The organism is Bradyrhizobium sp. USDA 372 (genome assembly GCF_053629095.1).
Genome location: NZ_JBRJHR010000001.1, coordinates 5,030,629 through 5,054,602, shown reverse-complemented (window position 1 = coordinate 5,054,602; position 23,974 = coordinate 5,030,629). Strand labels below are relative to the sequence as shown.

14 protein-coding genes and 3 pseudogenes are annotated in these 23,974 nt (G+C 57.9%); 6 read left to right on the top strand and 11 right to left on the bottom strand.

The annotated features are described in order from the left end of the window. Positions 1 to 49: 49 nt before the first annotated feature. The 8 genes and pseudogenes from AB7M16_RS23780 to AB7M16_RS23745 form a co-directional block, all read right to left on the bottom strand. Positions 50 to 907 (bottom strand): hydrogenase expression/formation protein, encoded by an 858-nt coding sequence (locus AB7M16_RS23780; protein ID WP_199763125.1) that lies wholly within the window; start codon positions 905 to 907, stop codon positions 50 to 52. A 617-nt stretch (positions 908 to 1,524) separates the two neighbouring features. Further along, positions 1,525 to 1,815, bottom strand: a complete 291-nt coding sequence (locus tag AB7M16_RS23775) for a HypC/HybG/HupF family hydrogenase formation chaperone (RefSeq protein ID WP_036031272.1) — start codon at positions 1,813 to 1,815, stop codon at positions 1,525 to 1,527. Positions 1,816 to 1,831: 16 nt separating this feature from the next. Then, positions 1,832 to 2,416, bottom strand: a complete 585-nt coding sequence (locus tag AB7M16_RS23770; RefSeq protein WP_124163595.1) for a HyaD/HybD family hydrogenase maturation endopeptidase — start codon at positions 2,414 to 2,416, stop codon at positions 1,832 to 1,834. A 30-nt stretch (positions 2,417 to 2,446) separates the two neighbouring features. Then, positions 2,447 to 3,142: a Ni/Fe-hydrogenase, b-type cytochrome subunit gene (gene cybH / locus AB7M16_RS23765; protein WP_199752369.1), complete on the bottom strand. Its 696-nt coding sequence runs from the start codon at positions 3,140 to 3,142 to the stop codon at positions 2,447 to 2,449. A gap of 4 nt (positions 3,143 to 3,146) precedes the next feature. Further along, positions 3,147 to 4,937, bottom strand: a complete 1,791-nt coding sequence (locus tag AB7M16_RS23760; RefSeq protein WP_158670228.1) for a nickel-dependent hydrogenase large subunit — start codon at positions 4,935 to 4,937, stop codon at positions 3,147 to 3,149. Positions 4,938 to 4,949: 12 nt separating this feature from the next. After that, positions 4,950 to 6,050, bottom strand: a complete 1,101-nt coding sequence (locus tag AB7M16_RS23755) for a hydrogenase small subunit (protein ID WP_124163592.1) — start codon at positions 6,048 to 6,050, stop codon at positions 4,950 to 4,952. 798 nt (positions 6,051 to 6,848) lie between these two features. After that, positions 6,849 to 8,109 (bottom strand): annotated as a pseudogene (locus tag AB7M16_RS23750) (serine hydrolase domain-containing protein). 80 nt (positions 8,110 to 8,189) lie between these two features. Beyond that, positions 8,190 to 8,870 (bottom strand): annotated as a pseudogene (locus AB7M16_RS23745) (molybdate ABC transporter permease subunit). Positions 8,871 to 9,995: 1,125 nt separating this feature from the next. Between AB7M16_RS23745 and dctA the strand changes: the two are divergent. The 4 genes from dctA (at position 9,996) to AB7M16_RS23725 (ending at position 15,964) form a co-directional block, all read left to right on the top strand. After that, positions 9,996 to 11,318 (top strand): C4-dicarboxylate transporter DctA, encoded by a 1,323-nt coding sequence (gene dctA, locus AB7M16_RS23740; RefSeq protein WP_050996256.1) that lies wholly within the window; start codon positions 9,996 to 9,998, stop codon positions 11,316 to 11,318. Between the two features lie 819 nt (positions 11,319 to 12,137). Next, positions 12,138 to 14,810, top strand: a complete 2,673-nt coding sequence (locus AB7M16_RS23735; RefSeq protein WP_260374194.1) for a PAS domain S-box protein — start codon at positions 12,138 to 12,140, stop codon at positions 14,808 to 14,810. After that, positions 14,807 to 15,490: a response regulator transcription factor gene (locus AB7M16_RS23730; RefSeq protein WP_124163590.1), complete on the top strand. Its 684-nt coding sequence runs from the start codon at positions 14,807 to 14,809 to the stop codon at positions 15,488 to 15,490. The genes AB7M16_RS23735 and AB7M16_RS23730 overlap by 4 nt, the downstream gene beginning before the upstream one ends. 87 nt (positions 15,491 to 15,577) lie before the next feature. Beyond that, the gene (locus tag AB7M16_RS23725; RefSeq protein WP_199752367.1) at positions 15,578 to 15,964 is read left to right on the top strand and encodes a response regulator transcription factor; all 387 of its coding nucleotides are present in this window, start codon (positions 15,578 to 15,580) and stop codon (positions 15,962 to 15,964) included. A 793-nt stretch (positions 15,965 to 16,757) separates the two neighbouring features. Here AB7M16_RS23725 and AB7M16_RS23720 read toward each other — a convergent pair. From AB7M16_RS23720 to glmS, 3 genes and pseudogenes are all read right to left on the bottom strand, one after another. Then, a pseudogene (locus AB7M16_RS23720) lies at positions 16,758 to 17,204 on the bottom strand (kinase/pyrophosphorylase); the annotation flags it as partial. A 36-nt stretch (positions 17,205 to 17,240) separates the two neighbouring features. Next, on the bottom strand, positions 17,241 to 18,065 hold the full coding sequence (locus AB7M16_RS23715) for an Effector protein NopP (RefSeq protein ID WP_124163589.1): 825 nt from the start codon (positions 18,063 to 18,065) through the stop codon (positions 17,241 to 17,243). Positions 18,066 to 18,676: 611 nt separating this feature from the next. Then, on the bottom strand, positions 18,677 to 20,503 hold the full coding sequence (gene glmS, locus AB7M16_RS23710) for a glutamine--fructose-6-phosphate transaminase (isomerizing) (protein WP_124163588.1): 1,827 nt from the start codon (positions 20,501 to 20,503) through the stop codon (positions 18,677 to 18,679). A gap of 1,239 nt (positions 20,504 to 21,742) precedes the next feature. Here glmS and gmd point away from each other — a divergent pair. After that, positions 21,743 to 22,828: a GDP-mannose 4,6-dehydratase gene (gmd, locus tag AB7M16_RS23705; protein ID WP_124163587.1), complete on the top strand. Its 1,086-nt coding sequence runs from the start codon at positions 21,743 to 21,745 to the stop codon at positions 22,826 to 22,828. Further along, positions 22,809 to 23,753, top strand: coding sequence for a GDP-L-fucose synthase family protein (locus AB7M16_RS23700; protein ID WP_124163586.1), 945 nt, complete (start codon positions 22,809 to 22,811; stop codon positions 23,751 to 23,753). The genes gmd and AB7M16_RS23700 overlap by 20 nt, the downstream gene beginning before the upstream one ends. The last annotated feature ends 221 nt before the right edge of the window (positions 23,754 to 23,974 follow it).

Here is a 23,974-nt window from a genome sequence, read left to right as displayed (position 1 = left end):
TCCATGCGCATGCGCCGTCTGCGGGATCGCACCCGATGCGCCGACGTCTTCATGTGAAATACGCCTCGATAATTTCCTGCATGCGCTCGGCTGAGTCCTGGAAATCCTCATCAGCAGCCAACGCAACAATCGGCACGCCGCCGACCTCCAGCGTATCAAGGATGATGTCGTCCGTAGAATTGAAGAACTGCACGGACCAGACATTCCTGATCCCGGTCGCCTGCACTCGGCAGGTGCTGTAGCCGTGCAACATGAGTTGGACCGGTCCATTGCCCAAGCTTTGCTGTAGGAATGCCAAGTCGATAATGCTCATTGGCAGTGACGTCAGATTGATGACATAGGCGTGCATGCCTAATCGCCAGACCCTCGCCCGCTCGCGTATTTCGGCCAGCACCGGTTGAACGTTCATCGCGCCATTCGGCGGCGTGCGGATCACAAGATCGGCGGACGTCAAGTCAGTTGCGGCACGCCGCACAATCTGCGGAATCGACCCGACCTCAACATATTCATGCGCAGGCTCCGCGCCGATGCGCACGCGCCAGATTCCCGCGAGCACGGACTCCCGGATTTGCGCCAAAGAGCCATCTGGCAGCGCAACCACGCCGGCCACCTCACCTTCTCCGAGCAATTCGTCAATCAACTTGCGTTCGCCATCGCTGAGATTTGCGAGCCCGTAAAGTTGTGTCCGAGCACCGCTTCTCTGACCGCGAACGGCAGCAGCGGCGTTTGCTAACAGCAAGGTGGCGTTCGGATAGTTCCTTCCACGCTCGTCCGCATCGCCCCAGGCGCGGCGGGCGAGCACACTCATGGGGCCGGTATGGAATACATCGAGACTCGCAGGGCCAGTGGCGAGGTCGCTCGTCGCCCGCTCAGCGCCGCCGGATACAGTGGGGATCGCCGTTTTCATGATGCGATGTTCCGCTGCCTGTACCGAGAGGCAATGCACTTGCCGACCCAAGTGCTGGCGGCGTGTGCCCGAATGATCGGTACGGAGATGCGGTTGATCGCGAGCAAACGGCCCGATCTCTTGCCGACCAGGCAGAGTTCATCGTGCCTAGCGCATAGGCTCGGCGTCGACGGTCTACGTCGGCCGAGCCTGCCGACTCGTGTGCCATTAACGATGCGGGACACCACTGCGCCTTGCGTGCCTTGTCGAAACTTCTTGACAACTTTAGGAAGGAAGAACGCGAGCTGGATGATCCGGAGTTCGGCCGCGGACAGCGGCATCACAGTCACCGTCGCTTGAGCGTGCACGGCTAGGCGCGCATCGACGCTGACGCCCTCCACGTCGAACGGAGGGGGTCGCGCTGAACCATGCTGCTCCGGCTGCAATTTCATCAGACGCCTTTCTCATATTGTTCGCTTCTGCTAGCAGGCGGTTAGCAAGGCGCATGCCAATCATGCTCTGGCCGCAACTCGCGCTCGGAGCAACGGCGAAACGCCTGATATTTTCCAGGCAAACGTTACGTGCGATTGGAATTCGAATTGTGAGATCCCTTCAGTCGGCGCAAGTGAGCGGAACGGCTAGCGTAAGTGCTCCGGCAATTGTGGCTCGTGACCGATCAAGTCCGCAAAGAATCGATCGATGTCCTGGCCGTTGAGGCTGGCCTCAAGCCCGTCAAGTGCTTCCGAGATCAGCCTTGCTTCATTGTCGTCCAAAACCCGCACCGCGCTGTCGATATGAACGAGCACCTTGGCGCCGACCGGTACATCGGCGAGCAGCATGACCGAGACGCGCCGCTGTTCATTGCCATACTCGCACAGCGCCGTGATACCGTCGGTCTCGGCAATCGTCATTGGCAAGCCAAGGCACATTGTCAGTCTCAGGCCGCTAGACGGGCTGCGCCCTCATCTCATAATTCGCATGGTCAATATTGTTCGCCAACAGCCGTTCTGATGCAGGCAGCGGCGCGCCCCGCGGTTTTGCCGGCGAGCCCCACTGCGCTAGGAGCTTACAAGCCAGTTCAATCGCAGGCCCAATCTGAAAGCGCACCGGCGCGGTCAGAGGACCGCCCCAAGTCTCCAGGTCCAGTGGCTGACAGCCGATGAGAGCGAGCTCTCGCGGGCGGCGGCCAAGAAAATCGGCCGCGCTCAAGACCTCCTGAAAACCGGTCTGATGCAGGCTCACTTTCTTGGCACCAGTAAACTTTGGCACTTCGTCATCTCGTACAAGCTCCAACTGGCCGGGCGGCAATCCATAGTCGATGGCATCGAACACGACCACGCAATCGGCCTGTTCAAGAAAACTGACGAGGTAGAGTCCCTGGGTGCCGCCATCGAGGACGGTGACATTATTATCGACGGCGTAGCGGCTATGAAGCTCTTCGACCACTCGCACGCCGAAGCCCTCATCGGCCCACAGGATATTGCCGATGCCGAGCACGAGGATTCGTTTTTTGTCTTTCGGATTGAGCATTCGCTTCCCGGTCAATCGCCAAACCCGCGCTCAGCCGATCTTTTTGGAAAAGAAGCTGCGCCGCGATATGATGTCTTCCCGGATCACCGCGTAGATGTGGACCAGCGCAAACATCACGATGACCCACAGGCCGAGATGATGCAAGGTGTGGACGTCCTGACTGTTCGGCCAGATTGAAAACAGCCAGCCGAACACCTTGTACTGCCAGCTGTCAGTACCGGCACCTTGCCCATAAAGTGCAAAGCCAGTGACGACCATGAACGTGATCGTCTGTGTAAACATGAAGAACATTGCGAGCTGAGCAAGGCGATCGTGCCCGGGGCGCCTGTCAGGATCCCCTGTAAGGAACGCATACCAGAGTATCTCCTGATACACCTCCCGCCAGAAGCACCCGCGCCAGAGCGGCACGCAAAAGATCTGGATGGCATGCGCATTTCCCATCAAGGCCCAGTAGATGCGCAGAAGAAAGCCAACGCTGGCCACATATCCCGCCGCGAAATGGGCAAAGCGGATATAGCCGAACAGGAAATTGCCGCTTGCCTCTCCCTTCATCGCTGGTGTGCCGGTCCCAATAAGGTAGCCGGTTAAACTTAGTACCAGAATGGCCGCCGCGTTAGCCCAATGCCACAGTCGCACCGGCGCATAAACGTGGGCGACGCCACCGCCAATGCTGCGATCAGTCGGTGCCGCATCGTCGGCGGTGAGGAGCTTCCCCCTATCCAGCATGGACCTAACGCACTTTAACTGAAGCCATTTCTTGGCCCTCAGGACTCATCACGTGGGTCGAGCAAGCCAAGCACGGGTCAAAGGAATGGATCGTGCGCAAGATCTCCAGGGGCCGCTGCGGATCGGCCATCGGGGTACCGATCAGCGAAGCTTCAAAAGCGCCAATATTGCCTTTGGAATCCCGAGGAGAACCGTTCCACGTCGTCGGAACGACACATTGATAATTGTCGATCTTAGCGTCCTTGATCTTGATCCAGTGGCCGAGTGCACCGCGAGGCGCCTCAGTGAACCCGTAACCCTTGGCCTCCTTACGCCAGCTTTCCGGGCGCCACCTGCTAACGTCGGCAGTTGCCGTATTGCCTGCCTTGAGCTGGACTACGAGCTTATCCTGAAAATAACGCATCTGATGCGCCGCCCACTGGCATTCGAGCGCCCGCGCCGCTGTACGGCCAAGGGTCGAGAACAGCGCAGTCAGAGGCAGATTGAGCCGCTTGAGCAGTCTCTCGGCGGGATCCTTGAACTCGGCTTTCCCTTGCGCATAACCAATGATGTATCGCGCCAACGGCCCGACCTCGACGGCGTGGCCGCGCCAGCGCGGCGCTTTGATCCAGGAATACTTGCCGCCTTCGTCGAGTTCCTTGATATCTGTCTTGCTGCCTTTGAATTCTGGCCCCAGTTTAAAACTCGGCTCGGTAATGCCGTCCCAGGGATGCAGCCCACCGCAATCGCTGGGGTATTTATACCATGAATGCGCGACGAATTCCTGGATCTGCTCGGGATCACCATGGTCGATCGGCAGTATCTCCTTGAGATTGCCATTAAGAATGACCCCGCGCGGCAGCTTGAGACTTTTCGCAGAACAGTCATTGGCGTTTTCGGGGATGTCGCCATAGGACATCACGCTTTTGCTCGAAAGACCACCGCCGTGGAGCCAGTCCTTATAGAACGAGCAGATTGCAGCAATGTCGGGTAGATAGACCTGCTCGACAAACTCGATCGAGCGGGCGATGATCGAGGACACGATATTCAGTCGTTCCATATTGATCGCGCCCACCGCACCGATTCCGTCGATGTTGATCGCGCAGGGTACGCCGCCGACCAGCCAGTTCGGATGCGGGTTCTTGCCACCATAGATAGCTTGGATCTTGACAATCTCCTTCTGGAAGTCGAGCGCTTCCATATAATGAGCTACCGCCATCAGGTTTGCTTCCGGTGGTAGCTTGTAGGCCGGATGCCCCCAATAGCCATTCTTGAACGGACCGAGTTGCCCTGACCCGAAGAATTTGTTGAGCCGGATCTGAAAATCTCTGAAATAGCCGGGGGATGACAGCGGCCAAGGCGAGATAGACTGCGCCAGTGCGGAGGTCGACTTGGGATCGGCGTTGAGCGCGGAAACCACGTCGACCCAATCCAACGCATGCAAGTGATAGAAATGTACGAGGTGATCATGCACGAGCAAGCACAACTGCATGATGTTACGGATCGAATTGGCATTCTCCGGAATCACGATTCCTAGTGCATTTTCAACCGCGCGCACGGAGGCGAGCGCATGGGTGCCGGTGCAGACCCCGCAGATCCGCTCGGTGAACGCCCAGGCGTCGCGCGGATCGCGCCCGCGCAGGATGACTTCGATGCCACGCCACATTGTCCCGCTTGAGACCGCATTGCGGATTACATTGTCGGAATCGAGATTGGCTTCGACGCGCAGGTGGCCTTCGATCCGCGTCAGCGGATCGATGACGATTCGCCTGCCGGAACGATCGAGACTGAACCCGTTCGGCGTCTGGACGGCCACCGTCGTATCTCCTCAACTCGGTTTGCCTTTACCGGCCGCGCGATCCGGCTTGTGGGTCAACCGCTTCACGGCGGTGACCGCCGCATGGGCAGCAACCGTTAGCCCGAGCACCCCGGCAGCGGCCATGCCGATCTTGTCGGCGTTCTCCTCAATGCCGAACTGCTTGATGGTTGTAAGTCGGTCGTAAAATGACCCTTTGTCCCAGAAGCCGTCCTCAGAACAGCCGAGGCAGCCGTGACCGGATTGAACGGGAAATGAAACGCCGCCGTTCCACCGAACGGCCGAACAGGCATTGTAGGTGGTTGGCCCCTTGCAGCCCATCTTGTACAGGCAATAGCCCTTGCGGGCGTACCTATCGTCCCACTCTTCGACGAATTGGCCAGCGTCGAAATGGGAACGCCGATAGCACTTGTCGTGAATGCGCTCGGAATAAAACATACTTGGACGTCCTTGGCGATCGAGCTCCGGAAGCTTTCCGAACGTGACGATGAACGTCACGAGACCACTCATGATCTCTGCGATAGGAGGACACCCGGGCACCTTGATGATGGGCTTGTCGGTGATCACCTTATCGATTGGCGCCGCGCCAGTCGGATTGGGCTTGGCCGCTTGCACGCATCCCCAGGACGCACACGTGCCCCAAGCGATGATTGCCATGGCCCCTTCTGCCATCCACCTGAGCTTCTCAACGAACGGTTTGCCGCCGTCAATGCAGAACATGCCACCCTCCTTCAACGGCGGATTGCCTTCGACTGCGAGCACATACCTGCCTTTGTACTTGGCACGGGTTTCTTCCAGGATGGCCTCAGCCTGGTGTCCAGCCGCCGCCATGATCGTATCGTCATAGTCGAGCGAAATCATCGACAGCAGCGCGTCTTTAATCAAGGGATGGGCCGAGCGGATAAAGCTTTCCGAGCAACAGGTACACTCGAGCCCGTGCAACCAGATGACGGGCACACGCGGTTTGGTTTCGAGGGCATGGGCAATATTGCTTGCGGTGAGCGAACCAAGTCCCAAGCTCGCGGCCGTCACACTACAGAATTTGTGGAAACTACGGCGCGTGATACCCTGACGTCTGATCACGCTGTAGAACGTTTCCGTTGCATCATCCATGAAACCTTCCAAGTGAGTAGTCGTGGCCGTTACGAATTACTGACGTTTAGCAAGAACCAGGCCAGCGAAGCGAAACACTTAAGACATCAAGCGACCGCCGAAATTTGCGCAATTGTGAACCCGGCCACGTGCCAGCCCCTTTGCCATGGATCTGTCATGCTGATGGTGTTCAGTTTTGAAGATGTGAGCACTTGAACAAATCAGCAGGAAGGTTCACCACTGCACGGGGACTAACCTACAATCGCGACACTCGTCAGCCCGATTGTCGAATAGAATTGGCGCAGTGGACGGGCACCGCACTGCCCGCTCCCAATCAGGCCTGCCGATTGCTGACCAACGAGGCGTTCAAGCTCTCATGATCGCGACTGCACAGGCAGCCCGTCCAAAAGCGGCCGTCGAGCGAGGAAGAGAGGCCGCAATGGACCGAGCCGCGATGCGCCCCGCTGACGTTGCTTTGGGAGCTGGTCAACTCGATCTGATTTTGGTAAAAGCGCCTCCTCGCACCTCATCGCAACGGCGCTGTGGGCAAGAGACCGGACGTTTAATATCATCTAGGAGCGTTCATCGCACAAGCCAATCGGTGGCAAGGCGCGACGTCGCGGCGCATCGCGACACTCACCCGCTTGCAGGAGCTTCTTCGCGACAGCGGAGGCGATCGTGTCTTGAAGCATTGGTGCGATCCATCCGACGCGGATAGAAGGCAACGGCGCCTACATTCAGTCGACATCGATCCGTATTAGCAACACTGCCTGTCTGCTACCCAAAACGGATCATCGAGCTTTTCGAGGGAAAGTGAAATCATCGGAGTATCGCGGCATAGACGATATACTGGACTTGTTCGCGGTAGTACTTCCGGATTTCCCCGGGCGCCGCCGTTCCGACCACCACGACCAGACGCTCTTTTGGGTCGCAGAAAAATTGTGTGCCGTAGGCGCCGGTCCAGGTGAACTCTCCTGGATTGCCCGGAACCGCTGAAAGCCCCCCGGCTAGCCGTACAGCCACTCCAAGCCCGAACCCGAAGCCGGCACGGTGCGCTTCCACATTGGCGACTTTATTTTGATTCCTGGCCCGAGGTGGTTGGAGATCATGTGGCGCACCGTCCTCGGACCAAGAATCCGCTGCCCATCGAGCTCCCCGCCGTTGAGCAGCATTTGTCCAAAGCGCACGTAGTCACCGACTGTCGCAAATGCGCATGCTCCCCCGCGGTCAAACTTCGTCTGGCTTTCGAGGAGTTCGATGTCTTGCGGCTTTCCCGTCAGCGGGTCCTCCGAAAAATGGACGCGCGAGGCGCTCGCGTTGCCATTCCGACAAACGGAAAGTGGCATCTTGTATTTTGATGGGCTTCCATAGATTGCGGATGAGATAGTCGCCCAATCGCTGTTCGCTGACCCTGTTCAATGACAGCTCCCAGCACATCGGTCGAGAAGCCGTATTCGAATTCCGTCCCCGGTTGGTGCGCTAGCGGCAGCTTGGTAATCGCTTCGATGAAAGCCTGCTTATCGCCCCTTAGGGGCGGGTCGGCGAAACCGGGATAGAGACGCGCCACTTGGTCTGAGCTGTCGGGCGCACCGTAGGTGAGTCCGGTTGTGTGGCGATAAAGATCGTGGATGTAGATCGCAGAACTCTGCGTTTGAAATATTAATGATCCGTCATGCTGTGGCACTGCCACCTTCATGTTTGCGAATTCCGGGTAGTAATCCGTAAGCTTGGCGTGTAGAGGAAGGCGACCTTCCTCCATAAGGATGAGCCCAGCAACGGCCACCATCGGTTTGGTCATAGAAGCAAGCGCGAAGAGCGCATCGAGCCGCATCGGGCTTCCTTTTACGGGGTCGAGTTGGCCGTACGCTTTGTAGTGAATCAGCTTGCCGTCTCTCGCGATTGCAATCACCGCGCCCGGCACGCGTTTGCTTGCAATCTCGCGAGCGAAGAACTCGTCTAGCTTGGCAAGGCGCTGCTGAGAAACGCCGACCTCATCGGCCGCTGCTTCGGGCAGAGGCGCGGAGTGCACCGAATTGAGAGCGAATGCAGCAGCTGCCGTGGCTATAGCAAGCTTGTTCATTGTACCCTCGGAAGGATGGATGGGCCCAGTTTGCAAGACTGCCGCCCGCATTAGGATGTCGGGCGGCAGTCCTAAGACGATTAGGTGCCCCTCCTGGCACAGTGTCTGTCGATGAGCGCTAAAGTGAAGATTGTCGTAAAGGCGAACATCACCATACCACCAGCAATCACACTTGCCTCACGCCAGCGCGACGCTTGGACGTAGTCTACGACGTAGGCCGACAACACCTTAGTGCGCCCAGGAATATTGCCGCCGATCATCATCACGACGCCGAATGTGCCGATCGTATGAGAAAAGCCAACCACGGCGGCTTTAACAAATTCCAATCGCGCCAGTGGCGCGGTGATGGGGATGAAGGCATACAACGGCGAAACGCGCCCGGTCGTCTCCAAGGGGAAATCGCCTATCGCAACAAAGGCGTTACGGATCGGCTACACGACTAACGGCAGCGCCGAGAGGACCGATCCGACCACGATTCCGGCGAAAGTAAAGGCCAGCGTGCGCTCGCCCCAGAAAGAGGCGAGAACGCCACCCGGTCCGTGGGGGCCGAGCAAAACGAGGACGCAAAAGCCGAGAGCCGTTGGCGGCAGCACCAGCGGCAGGGCGATCAACGTGGCCACCGCCTCGCTCGCAAAGGTCTTTGAGCGCGCTAGCCACCAAGCCAGGGGCACACCAATCAAGAGAAGGATCACGGTCGTCAAGCTGGCGAGCTCAATCGTGAGCGCAAGGGATTGCGAAATCTCTGCCCAAACCACATCCATCTGCGTCAGCCCGCCAGGGAGCGCGGGCCGACGTATCCTGACAGTGATGGCCTGCACGTGCGGCTCACGCGGCGCGGTGGCGCGAATCGCCCGTTGGTCGCGCGGCAGCTCGTGGCGGCCGCCAAATTCACGCGCTTCGTTTGTGCAAGCAAGAGCGGCATTGCAAGCCTCATCGACAACTCCTGTGGCAGGTCCGCTTCGGTTCATATGACGGCGGCAACTTCTCATTTGTCATCAGCAATTCCTGTGCCGGGTACGAACAGTGGCAGCTCTATGCTCAGCGAGAGAAATTCGCGTGGACGGCGACGTCACTTTGGAGTGGACCTAACACTCTGTTAGGTTTCCGGCACCTTTGTTTCCGAGCAGACAGCGACGGCCCTGCAAGGAAGCGTTAGAAATTGTCAGCCGAAGAGATCCCTGTGTGGTTGGTCGACGGCTCGCCGCGCCGGTAGTGGAGCGGACCGCAGGAAGCCCGTCGTTTGGCAGCAACAGGAACGGGTAGCCGATAACTCGTTGTAAGCTGCTTCTGCGACGGCGCAAAAGGCGCGAGGGGCCGTGAGCGAAGCCGGCCTCGTGACCGCCCTGGCCAATGCGGATCGTCAGCACAGGCCTGGAGACAAACGCCCCCGTGCACATCGAGCTTTGCCGGTAGTTCCTACATCAATGGCTTTTACGAACAATCTTGTTTTCCAAGCCGCGCTTCCATCCGGCAAATGCGTGCAATCCAAACTATCGATTTTACCGATGCCACGTGTTGTTGCATCGATCTCAGCACTGTGTGCATATCGAGCACGCTAAGGCTCCCAGTCGAGACGTAACTCCGCCAATGCGCGCTACGCTGCAATTATTTTTTCGACCTTGCGAATGCGGTCCGCGCTCGACTCAGCCAATCCCGCCCAGGCAGACGACTTGTCCACGACTGATCAATCGGCCGCCGCTTAGGCATCTGGTGCATATCTTGCTTAACGAGAATGGACAACGTAACTACACGCCTGCCTTTGGAAGGACGCGCCGGCTCCCGGAACCGTCTTCAATCGGACACGGCTAAAATGATGAGTCTCGTATGACGCTGCCGCCTCTGAAGCGCGGCGGCTCACATTCGAGTATATTCGGGAAGGAAGCGTCATGACCACCATGGCAACTGCGGCGCCTGCACGCGCGTCGCAAGCTTGGTATAAGATACTCTACGTTCAGGTGCTGATCGCGATCTTTATGGGCGCCGTGGTCGGCTGCCTCTGGCCATCTCTAGCCACCAACGACTGGATTAAGGCCCTCGGTGACGGGTTCATCAAGCTCATCAAGATGGTGATCGCGCCGATTATTTTCTGCACCGTCACATCTGGTATTGCGCATATTCAGGATGCGAAGAAAGTGGGGTGCGTCGGCGTGAAGGCGCTGTTCTATTTCGAGATCGTGTCCAGCTTTGCCTTGCTGTTGGGGCTTGTTATGGGCAATCTCGTCCAAATCGGCCATGGCCTTGCGGTCAAGCCGGATGCTGCGGCGGTCGCCAATTACGTCAAGCAGGCGGAAGCTTCGAAGACCGTCGACTTTTTTCTCAACATCATTCCCGATAGCGTGGTCGGCGCCTTCGCTCGCGGGGATGTTCTGCAGGTTCTACTGTTCGCGATCCTTTTCGGCTTTTCTCTGATGGCTCTGGGAAAACGTGGGGAGCGGCTGCGCGGCATGATTGACGACGTCGCGCACGCAGTGTTCGGCGTAATCGCTATTGTAATGAAAGCGGCCCCGGTCGGCGCCTTCGGCGCCATGGCGTTCACGGTCGGCAAGTTTGGGCCGGCAGCACTCGGTAATTTGATCGGTCTGATCGCGCTGTTTTACGCAACAGCCGCGCTGTTTGTTGTGGTGGTGCTCGGCCTGATCGCGCGCCTCGTCGGTTTTTCGATTTTCAAGTTTCTTGTCTATATCAAAGACGAGATTCTGATCGTGCTCGGTACGTCATCCTCCGAAAGCGCGCTGCCGCAATTGATGGAGAAGCTCGAGCGGCTGGGCTGCTCGAAGACGGTCGTCGGACTGGTGGTGCCAACTGGCTATTCCTTCAACCTCGACGGCACCAACATCTACATGACACTTGCAACCTTGTTCATTGCCCAGGCACTCGGGGTCGATCTCTCCTTTAACCAGCAGCTCACGATCTTGCTCGTGGCAATGCTAACGTCGAAGGGAGCGAGCGGCGTCACCGGCGCTGGCTTCATCACCCTCGCTGCGACATTGTCGGTGGTAAACCCAGCGCTTGTGCCGGGCATGGCAATCGTATTTTCGATCGACAAGTTCATGAGCGAGGTGCGCGCCCTGACGAACATCATCGGCAATGGCATCGCAGCCGTGTTCGTATCCTGGTGGGAAGACGAGCTAGAGCACGGAACGCTGCAGGCTCGGCTCAACCAGCCCACAGTTTCGACCACTATCGACCCTACAAGCACAATGAAGTAGGTCCCGGATCTTAACCGCCACCATCCGAACACGAATTGAATGCAAGAGACACATTTCTCGTACTTCGAATCGGCCAAGCCGACTTAAGGCGAGCCGGCACTGTCTCGTGCGCTCTCCAGTGCACAGCTCTTGCTCCGCGTCGCCGCCAGGCAGCTGCCCCTGAAAAGCACGCGATCAAAGAACTAGGGGCTTCTTCAAGGCGCCTCCTTGGGTGGTCACGGCTACCGTCCATCTGAATGCGGCGAGTCGTCCACACCGTCGGTTCGGTGTCATGTCGGCGCTCGATGCCACCGAAACCAATTGGAGACGACTCCTCCGCAGCTAGGCGTGATGGCCTAATCGCCAGGTGGTTCGCGCAACTTGGCCTTCCTGTCTCGGCACATGAACGTTGCGCTTTCCTCCGCAGAACCGACTGTGCCGGCGAGATGAGTGGTTCGCCCGCTTGTTTCTGTTCGTTGCCGGTCCGGAGACCCGCCTGATCGTTTCGCTTCAACCTCTCGGCTGAACAAAAACCGCTGTCCTCGTCCGCGGGCGTAAAGGGGGTGCATCGGCTCGCAGGCTCGAGCGACTGCCGGCAAGGCTATCGGCAGGGGAGCAAAGCAGAGGTTTCAGCTTCGACTGCCGCAGGGTCAGCGACGCCTCATCGAAAAATTTAGGACAACTATACGTACGTTTATGATGCGTTTTTTCCCCGCGCGTGCTGAGTTCGGCCGCAGGTGATCAATCTCGGACACGCTCGATCCAAGCGTCGAGGATTGCCCCATTTTTGCCTAAAATGCTATAGCTCTCCCGCCGGAGAACAGGCCGGACGGTCTCAAAATGTCTATCCAGATCAGCAGTCTTAAACGTTCAGCCCCTCAGTTGACCTTCGGCGGCATAACCTTAGCCGCTGTTACACTGAGTTGCGTGTACCTTAATGCCCATTTCGCCGCGACGGCGTTCGCCTATTTGTTAGTAGTCTTGCTATTTTCGTTGATGGGCAGCTTCATCGCGTCATCCGCGCTTTGCATCATGGCAATCGCTGCTCTCGCATACTACTTTGCGCCGCCGGCGTTCAGCCTACAAATCGATGACCCCCGCGATCTTCCAGTGGTTGTCGCATTCTTTATTGTGTCAATCGTAGGAACGTACTTGATCGGAAAGCTCCGCCAGGAAAGAGAGGCTGCGCGTGTGGCTGCGGTCAAGCTTCAGCGGAGTGCGGCGGATTTGGAGGATCGTGAAAAACGGTGGCGAGCAATCTTCGAGCACAATCCGGCCATGTACTTCATGGTCGACGAAGCCGGCACTGTCCTTAACGTCAATACATTCGGCGCGACCCAACTCGGCTATGCTCCTGCAGAACTGATCGGCCACTCCGTGCTCTGCATATTTCTTGAGGAGGATCGCGCATTCGTTCACAAATGCATTCGGGCGTGCCTTGAGGATATTGGACAATCGCGCACGTGGGACGTCCAGAAAGTCAGGAAGGACGGCTCCGTATTGTGGGTACGTGAAAACGCCAAGGCCATGCTTTGGGCCGACGACCGGCCTATTGTCCTTATCGCCTGCGAAGATGTCACGGAGCGAAAGCAGACCGAACTTGCCCTGCAGCGGAGCGAAGCGCATTTGGCTCAAGCGCAGGAGTTGAGTCATACAGGCAGCTTCAGCTGGAACGCCACCACTGGCGAGGCGTTCTGGTCAAAGGAAACATTTCGGATTTTCCAATTGGATCCTCAAACGACTCCCTCGCCGCAGCTTGTCGTTGATCGCACTCACCCAGATGATCGGGCTTCGGTTAAACAGGTTATCGATGGAGCGATGCGGGAGTTGAGCGATTTCGAGCACGAATATCGATTGCGGCTACCAGACGGCTCTGTGAAGCACATCCATGCGAAGGCACGGCTTACGAGAACCGCTTCTGGTGAAATCGAGTTTGTTGGGGCAGCTACCGATATTACGGCAGCGAGGAGAGCAGAACAGCAGTTGCGTCGCAGCGAGGCCTATCTGGCCGAGGCCCAGCATCTCACCCACACAGGCAGCTGGTCTTGGGACGTCCACGGTCTAGATTTCGTTTATCGCTCCGCGGAAGTTGATCGACTGTTTGGCTTTAACCCGCAAGAGCCGGTATCGATAGAGACCATTCGCTCGCGCATCCATCCGGAAGACTTGCCGCGGTTACAGGAGGTGCAGCGCCAGGCGAGAGAAAAGGAGCAGGAGCGGTTCGAGTATGATTTCCGTGTTCTTCTGCCAGATGGCGGGATACGGCGTATACACTCCGTTGCGCATGTTGTCGTCGCTAGCGATGGTAAGGTCAGCGAGCTGATTGGAACACATATGGATGTCACCGATCAACACGCAGCTAGGGAACGCCTGGAAAACACACTTGTCGCGCTGCGCGAAAGCGAACAGCGCTTTCGCGACTACGCCGAGACAGCTTCCGACTGGCTCTGGGAGACCGGTCCAGATCATCGGGTCACTCGCTTATCCGAGCACACCAGCACTGCAGGAATTTTGGCCACAGGATTGATAGACCTGCTTCGCTGGGAGATTGCGTGCGACGTCGAAGACGAGCCCGAAAAGTGGCGGCAGCACCGGGCGACGTTGCAGGCGCATCAGCCGTTTCGGGATCTGGTCTACCGCACGGTGAATAGGACGGGATCTCCGATCTACGTGCGCACGAGTGGCAAACCTTTCTTCGACGGAAACGGCAATTTTCTGGGTTACCGTGGCGTCAGCACTGACATCACGGCCATTATTCGCGCCGATCAGGCCGAACAAGACCTGCGAAAGGCACAGGCGGAGCTTGCCCATGTGACGCGCGTAACGACGTTAGGAGAACTGACAACCTCCATCGCGCACGAGATAAACCAGCCACTCGCCGCTATTCTCACCAACGCCGATGCGTGCATCGGATGGATGGCTCGCGAAGCTCCTGATCTTGCCGAAGCGCGCTCTTCAGTGGAATGGATCATCGAAGACGCGATCCGGGCAAGCGAGGTGATCCGTAGTGTTCGCGCACTCGCGAAGAAAGGCGAGATTGAGATGGTGCCGCTCGACATTAATGATGTCGTCAGGGACGTCATTGCGCTGATAACACGAGAGCTGGTGAGCCACCGGGTGACGTTGCGAACCGAGTTGACGGCCGTGCTGCCTAGGATCCTGGGTGATCGAATTCAGCTACAACAGGTGATCATCAATCTGGTAATGAACGGAATCGAGGCGATGGACGCAATTACAGACCGGCCGCGCGAACTTCTGATTAAATCATCCAAGGACGATCTGGGGCGCGTGCAGCTTGCCGTGGCCGATTGCGGCGTCGGGATCGCTGAGAAGGACGCTGACCACGTCTTGGATCCCTTCTTCACCACCAAGTCGAGTGGCCTTGGAATGGGACTTTCGATCTGCCGTTCTATCGTGGAAGCTCACGGAGGGCGGCTATCGTTTCTTCAGAAAGATGAACCGGGCGCGACCTTCCAGTTTGTCCTGCCCGTGCATAAGGAGGCCATCCAGTGACAGGACCATTTGACTCGCCAAGTGAGGGTAGCAGTGCCGAGGCCTCGACGAAGGCGATCGTCTTTGTCGTTGAGGATGACATCTCAGTGCGCCGCTCGCTTACTAATCTCTTTAAACAGGTAGGATTGGAGGCCGTTGCGTTCGGATCGGCCCGGGAAATGCTGCAGAGCACAATTCCGGACGTCCCAAGCTGTCTAGTTCTTGATGTCCGGCTGCCGGGCCTGAGCGGCCTTGACTACCAGACCGAGCTGGCCAGGTTGAACATACAAATCCCCATCATTTTCATCACCGGTCATGGCGACATTCCCATGACCGTCAGGGCCATGAAGGGAGGTGCGGTCGATTTTCTCAGCAAGCCCTTCCGCGATCAGGAACTGCTTGATGCTGTGGTTGCGGCGACCGAACGCGATCGCAAAAGACGGGAAGCTCAGCGGACCGTCGCGAACCTGCAGTCTTTATTTGAGACCTTAAGCCCGCGAGAGCAGGCGGTGATGAAACTGGTCACGGCCGGCCTGATGAACAAGCAGGTAGCCGCCGAACTTGGGCTCGCCGAGATTACCGTCAAGATCTACCGGGGTCACGTCATGAAAAAGATGCGTGCCCGGTCGCTCGCCGAGCTGATCAGAATGAGCGAGACGCTGGGGCTCCGCGCAAATCGTCCCGAACAAACGCAAGTATGATTTTACAGCTTCATCTCTCCAGCCCATCTTTCGCCGAAGGTGGCTAGTGCTTTGGCAGCCGCTGTTCCCGCGTCAGGAGGGCTCATCTTGTCCACGCCTTTGATTTCCGTCGTTGACGACGACGCCTCAGTCCGTGCGGCGACAGGGAACCTCTTAAAATCGCGTGGCTACGTCGTGCAGATATTTGCTTCGGCCGAGGCGCTCCTGCAGTCGCCGCAGTTGAACGAGATATCCTGTGTCATTACCGATGTGCAGATGTCGACTATGAGCGGGCTGGAGCTGCTGGAACAGATGCGGACGCGTGGTTACGAAGCACCTTTCATTTTCATTACCGCTTTCCCCAGCGAGCGTGTGCGCACGTCAGCCCTGGACGCGGGAGCAATTGGCTTCCTCGCCAAACCATTTGGCGGACAAGAGTTACTTAAGTGCCTCGACAGCGCACTGAAGGCATCTGGCGCCCGAGGCGATATCTGATTCCAACCTGCAGCTTGAGTTCATGTCCGATCTAAACGCTCGTGGGCGACAATCACGCCACCTGGCAACGTCTTCGCAGTCCGAACCCGGGCTTACTATAAATATGCTAGCGGCCAGCAATTTCTTGCCCGTCCACGCTTTACGGACATGGGAGGCTGCAGAACAGTCTATCCTGCGAGAGACGCTGGCACGCCAACTCGACTGATTCCACGCCAACGCTCATCGTAAGGCTGACCCAGAGCCGTCGTTGCGCTAAAGCACTTCTTAGCTCCATCTGGAGCGAGGCTATATATTCCATTGCAGAGTGCCGAGATGGCCCGGCAAGCACGAGATTGGCTGTGCAGCCCCACAGCGGTGACGATGACAACGGAGCTTCGCTCAGCAGCCCCCCCATGTATTGGGCATCCCTTTTCTGGTGAGAGCGTTCTGCACTATGCTCGTGCTCACCGCATCGTTACGTCCGTTGACGCTTGCGGGGCCCGGCTTGTCCGTTGGGCGGCCGCTTCGCTGTACATTGTTGCGACTGACTATCGTCAGGCGCCCACGCCGTTATTTCTTCGCGAGCTTCATCTGCGGAAGAGTTGTGGTCCCAGCCGTCCAACGTGCTCGGCGCCACACGTGCCGGCCAAACGGCCGGCCCCGGGGTCACAACAGGTCGTCGCCGCAGGCGAGCATTCTCAGCAATAGGCTTGTACAAGAAGCCCTACTTCCCAGGCGCGAACAATCAGCAACTGCTAAGCCAAAGGAGAACTGAGGAGAGAGCATTCTGAGTCAAACGAGGAACTCTGAGCTAAACGCCGCCGCCGCCGCAGAGAAGTGCGGAGCAGGCTAGAGAGGTGCGGGACACGCCGACCAGCACCACGTCGGCCTCGTCGAGACCTTCGACGTGCTGACCATCGTCGTGAATCATCGTGTAGTTCAAGGTGTCGATGCGCTTGAAATATTCCGCATTGAGCACGTGCTGGGCACCGACTCGGCCGGTGGTCGCCGCGCCCAGATAGGCTTCAAACAGCTGCATCACCGGACCGATGATCGACAGGCTCAGAACGTTGATCTGCTTGCACTTATCCTCGAGTCTCGCGACCAGATCCTTCTCGAGCAGGGTGAACAGCACGATCCCGGGCGCTTCCTCGATCTCATCGAGCACGCGGTCGAGCTGCTTCTGACTGCGCACCAGCGGATAGACGTGCTCGACCGGCGTCACGTTGGCGTATTGGGCCGCAACCGCGCGCGCCATCGATTTCTTCCACGAGGCCAAATGCCGGCAATTCCATGGTCACATGAAATCATCCTCATAATCGTATGTTGAAGCACTCGCTGGCATCTCGACTTTACGGTCTTGGCTGTCGTCAGCTTTGCGAAGATACCGCGAAGCGGTGCCTTCTCGCTGCCACTTGCCGTCGCCATTCCTCACCCACTTGTCTGACTTCACTGGGTCGAGAACCATGTTATCGGCGTCAACCTCGACGAACCCCATCTTTGCAGCACGGGCTCTTGCCTCCGGATTAGCCGGACGCAAATTCAGCAGTGGCCGTTCACCGGCCATTCCAAGTTGATGCTCGAGCAGAATATCGCCGGCGTTCTCGACAAGAGGATGAACGACCTGGAGATCTACAGTGGCGGTCGTCCCAGGTCGCCCGGGAAACAGCTCCTGCCACTTTTCCACGTCAAAATTCGTCATGCTGTCGCCCCCTTCCATTCGAAGAAGACCGACACTCTTGTTTCCTAATTGATAGCTGAAGTATCGCGCATTTACAGAATCTTGAGTTGTTCCATACTCCTCAGCAACCTCTGCAGTTCGCGCCGCTTTCTGAGAGACGAAGTCCGAATATTCTTGTGGGTTATCGGCGATTTTCCTGATTTCGTCGCTGTGATAGCCCTCTGCTGCTTTTCTGAACGACCTCTTATCGATCTCTACGACAGGCGGGCTTGAATCAAGCCAATAGGGCCGTGCTGCCGAAGTCGAAGTACCGCTGGAGTTTGGCGGGGCTAAGCGCAGTTGCCGAAACGCATCCGCGAAAGTGTCTGCGTCGTTTTGCTCATCAGCCTCGTCAAGGGGAGAGGATGTGAAATAAGACGAGCCATTGATCCGATTATACATGGCAATTGGTACTCCGGTCGGACATGCAGTTTCCACGTCTAGTTCAGGCTTGCTAGGCCATGCGGCGCAGATAGGGACTCGGGCTTACCAAAACCTGACGTGATGCTGTTGGCCGCCCTCACGTTAGCGGACACAGGACCTGCTTCTAATGGAACGGCGGCGCGCTCGCCCACTGCCATTCACTAGGTCGGATGAGAAGCGAGCAGTGCGAGGATCCGCCTCCATTGGGAACGGTCGATTGACCATTCACCTGCGGACGCCAATCAGATCCTTCCCATAGATCGCGATACTATGCAGAACGGCATTGTAGAGCGCGTGCTTCATGACGACTGCATCGCGACCGTTCAATCCCAGATACGGCTTGGAGCATCATTAGGCCAACAAGCCTGGAACTCTTGGCATCCTGTGGCGGATTGCAACGCCTCCTGAACGGCTTCGCCAGCACATTGCAAGCCCAGAGGCATCCCGCGCCGCCGCTAGGGTGACCAGTCCTACTACACCAAGGCGGGCTGACGGTAGTATCGGTTGAGGTTGCACGACCGCACGGCAGCTACCAGCGACTTCGGATTGGGAACTCGTCGAGATCCATCTCGATACCCAACACTGCAGCCTCATTCCACAGTGACCGATTTTGCGAGATTACGCGGCTGATCGACGTCCGCGCCGCTTACGACGCCGGTATGGTAAGCCAAGAGCTGGACCGGAATGGCATAGACCATCGGCGTAAAGCTTGCGACCATTGTCGGCAGAACGATGGTCACGAGCGTGTCCACCGTCGCTTCCGAAGCGCCCTTCGCATCGGTGATCAGGATGATCTTGCCGCCCCGAGCCGCCACTTCTTGCATGTTCGAAATGGTCTTCTCGAAAACGCCGTCGTAAGGCGCGATCACCACCACAGGCATAGCCTCATCGACGAGTGCGATCGGCCCGTGCTTGAGCTCGCCGGCGGCATAACCTTCTGAGTGGATGTAGGAAATTTCCTTCAGCTTGAGCGCGCCCTCCAACGCCAGAGGCGCCGATGTGCCACGACCGAGGTAGAGTGCGGCCCTAGCGCCGGCGATATAGCGCGCGAGCTTCTCAATCTGCGGCTCGACCAACAAGGCCGCAGCAATCAACCGCGGCATCTCGATGAGCTCTTGCACGAGCTTCGATTCATCGATTTCAGACAGCTTGCCTCGCTCTCTCCCTGCTGCGATGGCAAGCACCGCCAGTACCATCAGCTGGCAGAGGAATGCCTTGGTGGAAGCGACGCCGATTTCTGCCCCCGCCAGCGTCGGCAGAACGGATTCGCTCTCGCGCGCAATCGTCGACGTCGGGACATTAACGACAGATATCGTGTGCAGGCCCTGGCCCTTGGCGTATCGCAACGCAGCTAGTGTGTCGGCGGTCTCGCCCGATTGCGAGATGACGATCGCAAGATCGCCCCGGCGCAGAGGCGCCTCCCGGTAGCGGAACTCAGAGGCTACATCTATCTCGACAGACAAACGCGACAGCCGCTCGAACCAGTATTTCGCGATGTGGCCGGCGTAGCTTGCCGTGCCGCACGCAGTAATTGAAATGCGCTCAATGGAATTGAAGTCGAACGGCAACGCGAACGGCAGCGCTACCCGTTTGGCCGCCAGATCGAGATAATGCGCCAATGTCTTGCCGACAACTGTCGGCTGCTCGTGGATTTCCTTAGCCATGAAGTGGCGATAATTCGCCTTGTCCGCAAGGAGAGACGATACATCAGACTTTGATGTTTCTCGTGGGACGACAGAGCCGTCTGTACCATAGATCACGCACGTCGCGCGTGTAAGCACGACCCAGTCACCGTCCTCAAGATAAGTAATGGTATCGGTCAAAGGCGCGAGCGCGAGCGCATCAGATCCTAAGTACACTTCACCGTTACCATGTCCGATCGCAAGGGGCGACCCTTTGCACGCACCGATCAAAAGGTCGTCGTGCCCCTTGAAAAGGAATGCCAACGCGAAGGCACCGCGCAAGCGCGGCAACGACGCCTGCACCGCATCCTGCGGTGAGTAGCCATTTTTGAGGTAGAATTCGACGAGATGCACCACAACCTCGGTGTCCGTCTCTGAGTAAAACTCGGCTCCATTTCGTTCCAGCTCCGCTCGCAGCTCGCGGAAATTCTCAATGATCCCGTTATGCACGACCGCGACATTTTCCGTCGCATGCGGATGAGCATTGCTCTCGGTCGGCTTTCCATGAGTCGCCCAGCGGGTGTGACCGATGCCGCTTTGACCTGCAGGGGGACTGTAGCTCAACTGCTCCTCAAGGTTTCTCAGCTTACCTTGAGCGCGGCGGCGCTCGATACGGAGACCTTCTAGAGTCGCGAGACCCGCTGAGTCGTAGCCTCGATATTCCAGTCGCCTGAGCGACGCAACTAACTGCCCAACGACCGGACCACGTCCCAAAATGCCAATAATTCCACACATATTAATCCATGCAGCCCAAGTTCGAGGAGTCCGGCGTCCGCGCTATAGGAGCCCGTGATAGAACTCGCTTGCCCGATAACAACGGGTTGTTCGGAATCTTCCGCGGCCGTCTTTATCGCATCCCCATTCGCCCGCGTGATTTAGATCTCTTTCAGCCATCATTGTTCGTCGGCTTCATTCCACCCTTTGGCTATCTAGTCGAATGACGCTGCGACGGGATCGCCAACACCGTGACCGCCTCGACGAGAGCCAAACGTGCAGTTGCGCATGCAGGGCGACATCCAGCTTGGCACAAACAGCCTCCCCCTTACTGATGAGCCATCTCACGACTCTCACTTCTAAGTCTCCAAAAAGAAATGAGCAGCGATACTGGCCTACCGGATGAAGTTGATCCGGCAACAACTGCGTCGATGCTCAGGATCGACTCCTCGATAGGGGTCACGTTTCGTCTCGGCTTCTCTCCATTTCAGGCAGAAAAAAGAACGCTGCCCACATCCTCTACATGGTCCGCTGGTGATATACCTGCGCAGCGGCTCTAGCTTGAATTATCCAGTTCTCCCGGGAACAAATTTCCGGCGCGGACTTTAAGAGACTTGTCATACTCGGACTGAGGCAACTTACGTTCGGTCAAGATTAAAAGATCGGCGTCGAAGCTCCATTGTACTAACGTAAACTTTCGATATCGAAACGTTCGACGGTCTATACCAACGTTTGCCAGTCCCTTTGTCTTGCGTCGGCTGTGCATCGCCTACTGCAAACCTGATATTAGGGAACGGCGTGGATTATAATTTTATGCCGACAGATAAGACGGGTTCTTCTATTCGGAAGCCGCAACCCCGCCGCTCCTCTGCGCCCCGATGAGAGCGCGCGGATCCATACATGCTCGTGAGGATCGATAAGGCTCACAGATGGACGGCATCTGTCTCGTTGGCGACATAGCCAGGCGGCAAGCGCGCCCGGGCGGGCGTACCGGCGCTTACAATTCATCTCACCTGCCTCGGATCATCGCCGTTGCGACGTGGCCTGATTTTCATCTCTTAAGATCGATGTGTCGGAATAAGTCAGTCCACCTATAAATCAATGTATATGGTGTGTATTTCTTCATGAGGTGTATGACAGGGGCTAACGATCGCGCTCCTTTAGTTAAGATTGTAGCGCGCGTGCGCATCTCGATTTTCGGGAAGCGACTAGGCAACGGTTCTTCAGAGCGAACTCTTTCCGGCGCAACGAAGCGAGATCATGGCGGCTCACAATCCAAACCGGCGCGTGGCGATGATCACCGGCGTCACCGGGCAAGATGGCGCATATCTCGCCCAGCATTTGCTAGGTCTCGGCTACACCGTGCATGGGGTCAAGCGCCGGTCGTCCTCCTTCAACACCGCGCGCGTCGATCATCTCTACAAGGACCCGCACGCCGCCGATGTGCCGTTCCTAATGCACTATGGAGACATGACCGATTCGTCCAACCTGATCCGGCTTGTGCAGCAAATTCGGCCGACCGAAATCTATAATCTGGCCGCACAGAGCCACGTCCAGGTCGGTTTCGAGTGCCCGGAATACACCGCCAATGCCGACGCGATCGGTGTGCTGCGCCTGTTGGAAGCTATCCGCATCCTCGGCATGGAAAAGGAGACGCGCTTCTACCAAGCCTCAACCTCCGAGCTTTACGGCCTCGTGCAAGAGGTGCCACAGAAGGAAACCACGCCATTTTATCCGCGTTCGCCCTATGGCGTCGCCAAGCTCTATGGCTACTGGATTACGGTGAACTACCGTGAGGCCTACGGTATGTTCGCGAGCAACGGCATCCTGTTCAACCATGAGAGTCCCATCCGCGGCGAGACTTTCGTGACCCGCAAGATCACCCGCGCAGTCGCCGGCATCGAGGTCGGCCTCGAGAACAAGCTCTATCTCGGAAATCTCGACGCCAAGCGCGACTGGGGCCATGCCCGCGACTACGTCGAAGGCATGCACAGGATCCTGCAGGTGGACGAGCCCGGTGACTTCGTGCTTGCGACCGGCCAGACGCGGTCTGTCCGCGAGTTCGTCGAGCTGGCGTTTGCCGAGGTCGGGCGCAGCATCGAATGGCATGGCAAGGGCGTCGAGGAGGTCGGCGTCGATAAGGCTTCTGGCAAGACCCTGGTACAGGTCGATCCGACCTATTTCCGTCCGACCGAGGTCGATCTCCTGATCGGGGACGCCAGCAAGGCGCGCGCGAAACTCGGCTGGGCGCCGAAAACGTCGTTCTCGCAAATGGTGAAGGAAATGGTCGCCAGCGATCTCGTCCAAGCCAGACAGGACGCAGCAAATGGCAAGCGCGGCGTTTGAGCTGAAAGGCAAGACGGTTTTCGTCGGCGGCCATCGCGGCATGGTCGGCGCAGCGCTGATGCGCCGGCTGGCACGCGAGCACGTCCATCTCTTGACGGTGTCGCGAAGCGAGGTTGACCTGCGCGACCAAGCCGCGGTGACTGCCTGGTTTGGAGCGAAGAGGCCGCAGGCCGTGTTCCTCGCCGCTGCCAAGGTCGGCGGCATCGTCGCCAACAACACGCTGCGCGCCGAGTTTCTCCACGACAACCTCGCAATATCGAGCAACGTGATCCAGGCGGCCCATGCCAACAGATGCGAGAAGCTGATGTTCTTCGGCTCCTCCTGCATCTATCCACGCTTGGCGCCGCAGCCGCTGCGAGAGGATTCGATGCTGACCGGCCCCCTGGAACCGACCAACGAGCCCTATGCAATCGCCAAGATCGCGGGCATCAAGATGGCCGAGGCCTATCGCAGCCAGTACGGCGCCGATTTCATCAGCGTGATGCCGACCAATCTATACGGCCCAGGCGACAATTATCACCCACAATACAGCCACGTCATGGCCGCGCTGATCCGCCGCTTCCACGAGGCCAAGATTGCGGGCCGCAGCAACGTCGTGGTGTGGGGTACCGGCAAGCCGCGCCGCGAATTTCTCTACGTCGACGATCTCGCTGACGCCTGCATCCATTTGATGAAGACCTATTCCTCGCCAGAACCGGTCAATATCGGCACCGGGGAGGACATCAGCATCGCCGAGTTATCACTCATGGTTGCGGCCGCCGTCGGCTTTCGCGGAGAGATCAGCTTCGACACGTCGCGCCCGGACGGAACGCCGCGCAAGCTGCTCGACGTCAGTCGGCTGTCCGGGCTCGGCTGGCGCGCCACCACCTCGCTCAAGGACGGCATTCAGCTGGCATACCGGGCCTTTCGCGCTGAGAGCGATTGACGGCACAAGAGTGATCGGCTTGTTCTCTCGAAAAGGAAGCCTGCATCACGGATTAGAGGATCCCCACCAACGGTCCGAATGGCAGGCCGAGCCCTTCGCGATGATTGGTAAGTCTACCTTTTTATCAAGAGAGCACCATTGTGTTTTGCCCCCTCCCCGAGGTCGAGCTTGGTTCCGAAGCCGTGAATTTGCGGCGCCGCTTCGCCTGAGCAGCCAGCAGC